This is a genomic window from Halomonas sp. PBN3 (assembly GCF_000475415.1).
Lineage (GTDB): Bacteria > Pseudomonadota > Gammaproteobacteria > Pseudomonadales > Halomonadaceae > Halomonas > Halomonas shengliensis.
On record NZ_AXCA01000177.1, the window covers coordinates 1 to 7,176 of the forward strand.

The window sequence follows — 7,176 nt, forward strand, 5'->3', positions numbered from 1 at the left end:
CGGCTGGTCCTCCTCGATCCGCTCGCCTTCGGCGACGCGCCACTCCACCACCTCGCACTCCACGATACCTTCGCCGATATCGGGCAGGATGAAGTCCTTCGCCGACGCCTCCCGGGAGGCGCCGTCGCCCTCCGGCTCTGCGCCGGTGGGCCCCGCGGGCGCCGGCGCGGCCGCGGCCTGCTGGTTCCCCTCGGCCGGTGCGGGTTTGGCCTCTTGCTCGCCCTCGGCCTCGTAGGCGAAGAGCGGGGCGTGGACCTTGGCAATGTCGCCCTGGGCCACGTAGAGGCGGGTGACACGCCCCGGCTCGGGCGCGGTGATCTCCACCAGCGCCTTGTCGGTCATCACCTCGACCACCGGCTGGTCCTCCTCGATCCGCTCGCCCTCGGCAACGCGCCACTCCACTACCTCGCACTCCACGATACCTTCGCCGATATCGGGCAGCATGAAATCGCTCATCTGGTCGTCTCCTCGACTGGTCGCTTCCGATATCGGATCAGAAGGCCACGCTGGCCTTGATCGCTTCGAACACCTTGAGATGGTCCGGCAGGTACTCCTTCTCCAGGGTCAACGGGAAGGGGGTATCCAGGCCGGTCACTCGGGCGATGGGCGACTCTAGGTAGAGGAAGCAGCGCTCCTGCACGGTGGCGGCGATCTCGCCGGCGAAGCCGCCGGTCAGCGGCGCCTCGTGGGTGATCACCAGCCGCCCGGTCTTGAGCACCGACTCCACCACGCTCTCCTCGTCCCAGGGCAGAATGGAGCGCAGGTCGACCACCTCGCAGGAGATGCCCTCCTTCTCGGCGAGCTCCACGGCGCGGTCGATCACCTCCATCTGCGCGCCCCAGCCGAGCACGGTGACGTCGGTGCCCTCGCGAGTGACCTCCGCCTCGCCGAGGGGCAGCTGGTAGTCCTCCTCAGGCACCTCGCCGGTGGAGGCGCGATAGAGCCGCTTGGGCTCGAAGAAGAGTACCGGGTCCGGGTCGCGGATCGCCGCCAGCAGCAGCCCTTTGGCCTGGTAGGGGTTGCGCGGTACCGCGATCTTGAGCCCCGGGGTGTGGGCGAAGTAGGCCTCCGGCGACTGGGAGTGATAGAGCCCGCCGGAGATGCCGCCGCCGTAGGGGGCGCGGATGGTCAGGCCACCGACGTTGAACAAATCGCCGGAGCGGTAGCGGAACTTGGCGGTCTCGTTGACGATCTGATCGAAGGCCGGAAAGATATAGTCGGCGAACTGGATCTCCGCCACCGGCACCGAGCCCTGGGCGGCCAGGCCGTTGGCGAAGCCCAGGATGCCCTGCTCCACCAGCGGGGTGTTGAAGCAGCGTGCGCGGCCGTACTTCTCCTGCAAGTGGCTGGTGGCGCGGAAGACCCCGCCGAAGAAGCCCACATCCTCGCCGAAGCAGACGACCTTGTCGTCCTCGGCCATGGCGATGTCCAGGGCCTGGTTGATCGCCTGCAGCATGTTCATGGTCGGCATCTCACTTCCCTCCCTGGGCGTCTTCTGCGTCGTCGTCGCGGGCCTTGACGTCCGGGTCCAGGGAGCGCGCCCCCTTGGGGTAGGCCTCCGGGTACTGGCGGACATGCGCCTTGAGGCGGTCGAGCTGGCGCTGCAGCGCCGGAGTGACGTCGGCATAGACGTCGCTCACCAGGCTGTCCAGCGGCGGCGGCGGACGCTTCTCGGCGCGCTTCATGGTCTCCAGCACCTCGCGGCGCAGCGACTCCTGCAACGCCTTCTCCTCGTCGTCGTTCCACCATCCCTGGTCGATCAGCCAGTGCTGCATGCGCAGGATGGGGTCCTTCTCGCGCCATGCGGCCTCCTCCTTCTTCGAACGGTACCCCGAGGGGTCGTCCGAGGAGGAGTGGGCCGCCAGGCGGTAGCTCATCGCCTCGATCAGCACCGGCTTGTTCTGCTCCACGGCGATACGGCGCGCCTCGCGGGTCGCCGAGAGCACCGCCAGGATGTCATTGCCGTCGACACGGATGACGTGCATGCGGTAGCCGAAGGCCCTCGGCGCCACGCCATCCGCGGCGAACTGCTCGATGGAAGGCGTGGAGATCGCATAGCCGTTGTTGCGGCAGAAGAAGATCACCGGTACCTCGTGCACCGCCGCCATGTTCAGTGCGGCGTGGAAGTCGCCTTCCGAGGCGGCCCCCTCGCCGAAGAAGCACAGGGTACAGTGGCCCTCGCCGGCCAGCTTCTGGCCGTAGGCGTAGCCGGCGGCTTGGGGAATCTGGGTGGCCAGCGGCGAGGAGATGGTCATGTAGTGGAGCTTACGCGAGCCGTAGTGGATCGGCATCTGCCGCCCCTTGCCGTAGTCGAGCTCGTTGCCGAACAGCTGGTTCATGAACTCGTCGTAGCTGAAGCCGCGATAGACCAGGGCGCCCTGCTCGCGGTACTGGGCCATGATCATGTCGGCGTCGTCGAGCGCCGCCGCGGCGCCCACCACGGCGGCCTCCTCACCGGTGCACTGCATGTAGAAGGAGAGCCGCCCCTGGCGCTGGGCCGCCATCATGCGCTCGTCGAGCACCCGGGTGGCCACCATGGTGTGGTAGATCTTCAGCGCCTGCTCGCGGGAGAGCTCAGGGGCCTCGGCCCCCTCGCAGAGGGTGCCGTCCTGCTGGAGCAGGCGGAAGGTGGGAATGGAAAACTCGTCGCCGGCCAGGAACCGCGGCGAATGGATATCTTGTGTCGTTGTCATCTCGGCTTCCTCTACCCCTTTTGAGGGCAGTGTTGTCGCTAGTCTCGCCCCTCGCCAGAAAGATCCCTCCCAAGGGGTCAACGCAACCCGAGATGACGTTAACGTAAACTGATGAACATCGACAGCCGACACGCCTCCTCCTTTGGTCGATGAGAGCAGACGATCTTACTGCCTTGCGGGAAGGATGCGGGCGAAGACGCTATCCACCATCAGCGCCAGCAGGCCGATCATCACCGCTCCCTGCAGGATATAGGCGGTGTTGTTGTTGACGATGCCGGCGATGATGGGAGCGCCGAGGTTGCTGGCCCCCACCGTCGCCCCCAGCGCCGCGGTGGCGATGTTGACGGTGACCGAGGTACGGATGCCGGCCAGGATCACCGGGGCGGCCAGCGGAAGCTCCACCTGCCACAGCCGCTGGGCACCCCCCATGCCCATGCCGCGGGCGGCCTCCTGCACCGCCGGGTCAATCCCCTCGAGCCCCGCCAGGGTGTTGCGCACGATGGGCAGCAGCCCGTAGAGCAGCAGCGCCACGATGATCGGCCAGGTGCCGAAGCCCAGCACCGGTACCGCCAGCGCCAGCACCGCCACCGGCGGGAAGGTCTGGCCCATGGAGGCGAACTGGGCCACCAGCGGCAGGAAGTCGCGGCCGCCCGGGCGGGTGACCAGGATCGCCGCCCCCACGCCGACCACCACCGCCAGGCCGGAGGCGATGGCCACCACCTGGACGTGGCGTGCCAAAAGGGTCAGCAGGTCGGCCTGAGGATAGAGCACCCGACGCGCGTCGGGCTCGCTCCAGCGCAGCAGCGGCTCGAGCCAGTCACCACCCATCGCCAGGAGCAGCAACAGCGACAGCCACAGCAGCGGCGCGACCCACGTGCTCACCCGGCGGCCCCTCACGCGTCACCGCTCCCGTCGCGCCCCGCCCCGACGATGCGGCGCAGCGACAGCTCGCCGACCGGCATCGCCTCGTCGTCCACCACCGCCAGGCGGTCGGCATGCTCGCGGAACATCACCGCCAGCGCCTGGCGAAGGGTGGCATCGCGATGCACTCGCGCCCGGGGAAGCAGGCGTGGCGACAGCGGCAGCATGCGCTCGGCGACGCGGGTGATGGCCGCCTCCTTGAGGCCGCGATCGTCGCCACCCAGCAGCGAGGCGACGAAGTCGTCGGCCGGCGAGCGCAGCAACTCCAAGGGCGCCCCCTGCTGGACGATGCGCCCCGCCTTCATCACCACCAGGCGGTCGGCCAGGGCCAGCGCCTCGTCCATGTCATGGGTGACGAAGACGATGGTCTTCTGCAGGCGTGACTGAAGCTCGCGCAGCTCGGCCTGGAGCCCCTCGCGGGTAATCGGGTCCAGGGCGCCGAAGGGCTCGTCCATCAGCAGGATGTCGGGATCCGCGGCCAGGGCGCGCGCCACCCCCACCCGCTGGGCCTGGCCACCCGACAACTGGGACGGATACTTGTCGGCGAACTGCGCCACCGGCAGGCCGAGCAGGCCCATGAGTTCCTCGACCCGCTCCCGCACCCGGGCCGCCGGCCACTTCAGCAGGCGCGGCACCAGGCCGATGTTGCGGGCCACCGTCCAGTGGGGGAAGAGGCCGGTGCTCTGGATGGCGTAGCCGATGCGTCGTCTCAGGAGCCGGCCGTCGAACTCGCGGATGGGGCGGCCATCGATATGGATCTCCCCCGCGTCGTGCTCGATCAGACGGTTGATCATGCGCAGGGTGGTGGACTTGCCGCAGCCCGAGGTCCCCACCAGGGCACACAGCTCACCGGGTTTGACGGTCAGCGAGATGGCGTCGACCGCGGTCTCGTCGCCGAAGCGCTTGGTGACGCCCTTGAGTTCGATCATGGTGCTCCTCCCGGTGACGCCAGTCGGCGATGGTCCAGGCGTCGCGCCAGCGCCCCCAACAGGGCATCCGCGACCAACGCCATGGCGAGGATGGGCAGCGCCCCGAGCAGCACCAGGTCCATGGCCGCCTGGCCCAGTCCCTGGAAGATGAAGGACCCCAGCCCCCCCTGCACCGATCAGCGCCGCCACCGCGGTCAGCCCGATGGCCTGCACCGTGGTGATCCGCACGCCCTCGATCACCACCGGCAGCGCCAGGGGCAGGCGCACCTGGCGAAAGACCTGCCCAGGCCCCATGCCCATGCCCCGGGCGGCCTCCAGCACGCCGGGATCCACCTCGGAGAGGGCCACATGGGTGTTGCGCACCATGGGCAGCAGGCTGTAGCCGAGCAGGGCGAGGAAGGCGGGCGCCCAGCCGATGCCGCTCACGCCGATCGCCGAGAGCCAGTCGACACGCGCCGCCAGCCACGCCAGCGGCGCCAGCAGCAGCCCGAACAAGGCCAGGCTGGGGATCGTCTGCAGGAAGTTGAGCACCGCGAAGCCCAGACGCTCGACGCGCGGGCTCTGGCGCATCGCCAGGGCGATCAGGGCGCCCAGCACCAGGCTCGCCCCCACGGCACCACCGACCAGCAGCAGGTGGTCGACCACCGCTTCCATGAAGTCACCGCGGCGCCCATCCAGTTCCTGACTGAGCGCCAGCGAGCCGAGCCAGGCCCCCTGCAGCCACCAGGCCGTCGCGACCACCACCGGCAGCAGCGCCGCCCGCCACCCCACCAGCGCCAGACGGGAGCGCAGCTCGATCAGCATCAGCGACAGCCAGAACAGCGACAGCCACCAGGCCGCCCCGATGCCCAGCCTCGCCTGGGGCAGCTCGGGATCCACCAGCCGCTGAGAAGCAAAAGCGAGCCAACCGGGCAGCGCCATCAACAGGACCAGCACCAGCGCCAGGGCCAAGCGGCATCGAACCCTATCGAGGCGCCGCGAAAGCGCCATCAGTGCCACCAGCGGCAGGCAGGCCACCAGCGCCAGCGGCCAACCCAGCAGGTCGGAGGTGGCATAGCCGGTGCCGGGGACGATGCGGTTGGGGGCAACGCTCGCCAGTGGCAACGCCAGCCAGGTCGCCGTCGCCACCAGCGACAGCGCCATCACCACGCGATTGAGCGGCGCCTCCCTGCGCGACACGGGTTACGGCTCCGAGCTGTCGAGGGCCAGGGTGTCCAGGTAATCCGATGCCACGTCCACGGGAGGGCGGCCGTTGACGGCCACGTCGCCATTCAGCGACTGCAGGGTCTCCAGGTCCAGCGACTCGAAGACGGGCGCCAGCGCCGCCTCGATACCCGGATAGGCCTCGAGCACCTCGGCACGCACCACCGGCGCCGGCTGATAGACCGGCTGGACCCCCAGGGTGTCATCGAGTACCACCAGGTCCAGCGCCTTGAGGCCGCCGTCGGTGCCGTAGGTCATGGCGGCATTCACGCCGCTGGTCTGCTGGGCGGCGGCGCGCATGGTGGAGGCGGTGTTGCCGCCGGAGAGGACCAGCAGCTGGTCGTCGTCCAGGGTGAAGCCATAGGCCTCCTGGAAGGCGGGCAGGGCCTGGGGAGACTCGACGAACTCGGCGCTGGCGGCGAACTTGAACTCGCCGCCCTCGTCCAGATAACGGGCCAGGTCCTCGAAGGTTGCTAGATCATGCTCACGGGCCAGCTCGCCGCGCACGCTCATCGCCCAGGTGTTGTTGGCGGAGGCCGGCGTCAGCCACACCAGGCCATTCTCGGCATCCAGCTCACGCACCTTCTCGTAGGCCGCGTCGGCGTCGTGCCAGACGTCGCTGTCGGTCATGTCGAAGAAGAAGGCGCCGTTGCCGGTGTACTCGGGGTAGAGGTCGATCTCGCCGGCCAGCAGCGCCTCGCGGACGATGCTGGTGGCCCCCAGCTGCAGGCGCGACGCGACGGGAATACCCGCCGCCTCCAGGCGCTGGACGATCAGCTCCCCCAGCACCGAGCCCTCGGTGTCGATCTTGGACGAGACGGTGACCGGCTCCTGGGCGTGGAGGGGCGAGGCGCCCAGCGAAACGGCGGCGACGAGGGTGGCGAGGGGAAGCAGGGCGTGTCGCATGGCGAAATACCACCTGGCGAGTCATGGATGTACGCTGAAGTATAAGGAAACATGGGAATACCTGCTGTGCCCCTCGCCAACGCACAGGATGCCGCCATGCCCACCGATGCCCTGCCCCTGCTGGATCGCTGCCATCATCCGCTGGTGCGCGAGCTGGCCTGGGTGCTGCTGGTGCCCGACCTCATCCGCATGCCCTGGCCGGGACGCCCCGGCCGCGACATTCTGGGGCTAGCCGACGACGAGCGCGCCGCCCGCTGGCTGGACACCCTGGAGGCCTGGCCACAGCCGCTGGAGCGCTGCATCGGCAAGGCGCTCAAGGGGCGCATGGGGCTCTATCACGAGCGACTCTGGCAGTTCCTGCTGGCCTGGGCGCCGGGAACCGAACTGCTCGCCCACAACCTGCGCATCCTCGAGGACAAGCGGACCCTGGGCGAGCTGGACCTGCTCTATCGGGAGGAAGACAGCGAGGCGATCGTCCACCTGGAGGTGGCCATCAAGTTCTACCTAGCAGTCTGTCGGACTTG

The 7,176-nt window shown here is 69.0% G+C and carries 7 protein-coding genes and 1 pseudogene; 1 reads left to right on the forward strand and 7 read right to left on the reverse strand.

The annotated features are described in order from the left end of the window. The 7 genes and pseudogenes from Q673_RS37005 to osmF all read right to left on the reverse strand — a co-directional run. Positions 1-456 (reverse strand): biotin/lipoyl-containing protein (locus tag Q673_RS37005; RefSeq protein WP_031218435.1); only part of this gene is annotated, 456 nt, incomplete at its 3' end. A gap of 37 nt (positions 457-493) precedes the next feature. Beyond that, positions 494-1,471, reverse strand: coding sequence for an alpha-ketoacid dehydrogenase subunit beta (locus tag Q673_RS31355; RefSeq protein WP_023006709.1), 978 nt, complete (start codon positions 1,469-1,471; stop codon positions 494-496). A gap of 1 nt (position 1,472) precedes the next feature. Beyond that, positions 1,473-2,693, reverse strand: coding sequence for a thiamine pyrophosphate-dependent dehydrogenase E1 component subunit alpha (locus tag Q673_RS31360; protein WP_023006710.1), 1,221 nt, complete (start codon positions 2,691-2,693; stop codon positions 1,473-1,475). A gap of 165 nt (positions 2,694-2,858) precedes the next feature. Beyond that, positions 2,859-3,521 (reverse strand): ABC transporter permease, encoded by a 663-nt coding sequence (locus tag Q673_RS31365; RefSeq protein ID WP_052004269.1) that lies wholly within the window; start codon positions 3,519-3,521, stop codon positions 2,859-2,861. A gap of 65 nt (positions 3,522-3,586) precedes the next feature. Next, complete coding sequence (locus Q673_RS0118585) at positions 3,587-4,543, reverse strand: ABC transporter ATP-binding protein (RefSeq protein WP_031218437.1); 957 nt, start codon at positions 4,541-4,543, stop codon at positions 3,587-3,589. A gap of 219 nt (positions 4,544-4,762) precedes the next feature. Beyond that, positions 4,763-5,686, reverse strand: a pseudogene (locus Q673_RS36075) (ABC transporter permease); the annotation flags it as partial. Positions 5,687-5,725: 39 nt separating this feature from the next. Beyond that, complete coding sequence (osmF, locus tag Q673_RS31370; RefSeq protein WP_023006713.1) at positions 5,726-6,652, reverse strand: glycine betaine ABC transporter substrate-binding protein OsmF; 927 nt, start codon at positions 6,650-6,652, stop codon at positions 5,726-5,728. Positions 6,653-6,748: 96 nt separating this feature from the next. On the opposite strand from osmF, the gene Q673_RS31375 reads away from it, so the two are divergent. Next, positions 6,749-7,176 (forward strand): DUF1853 family protein (locus Q673_RS31375; RefSeq protein WP_023006714.1); only part of this gene is annotated, 428 nt, incomplete at its 3' end.

Bases quoted from the DNA above. Each gene is read 5' to 3' on its own strand.
- Q673_RS31355 (WP_023006709.1), bottom strand. From the start codon at position 1,471: ATGCCGACCATGAACATGCTGCAGGCGATCAACCAGGCCCTGGACATC.
- Q673_RS31360 (WP_023006710.1), bottom strand. From the start codon at position 2,693: ATGACAACGACACAAGATATCCATTCGCCGCGGTTCCTGGCCGGCGAC.
- Q673_RS0118585 (WP_031218437.1), bottom strand. From the start codon at position 4,543: ATGATCGAACTCAAGGGCGTCACCAAGCGCTTCGGCGACGAGACCGCG.
- osmF (WP_023006713.1), bottom strand. From the start codon at position 6,652: ATGCGACACGCCCTGCTTCCCCTCGCCACCCTCGTCGCCGCCGTTTCG.
- Q673_RS31365 (WP_052004269.1), bottom strand. From the start codon at position 3,521: ATGGGTGGTGACTGGCTCGAGCCGCTGCTGCGCTGGAGCGAGCCCGAC.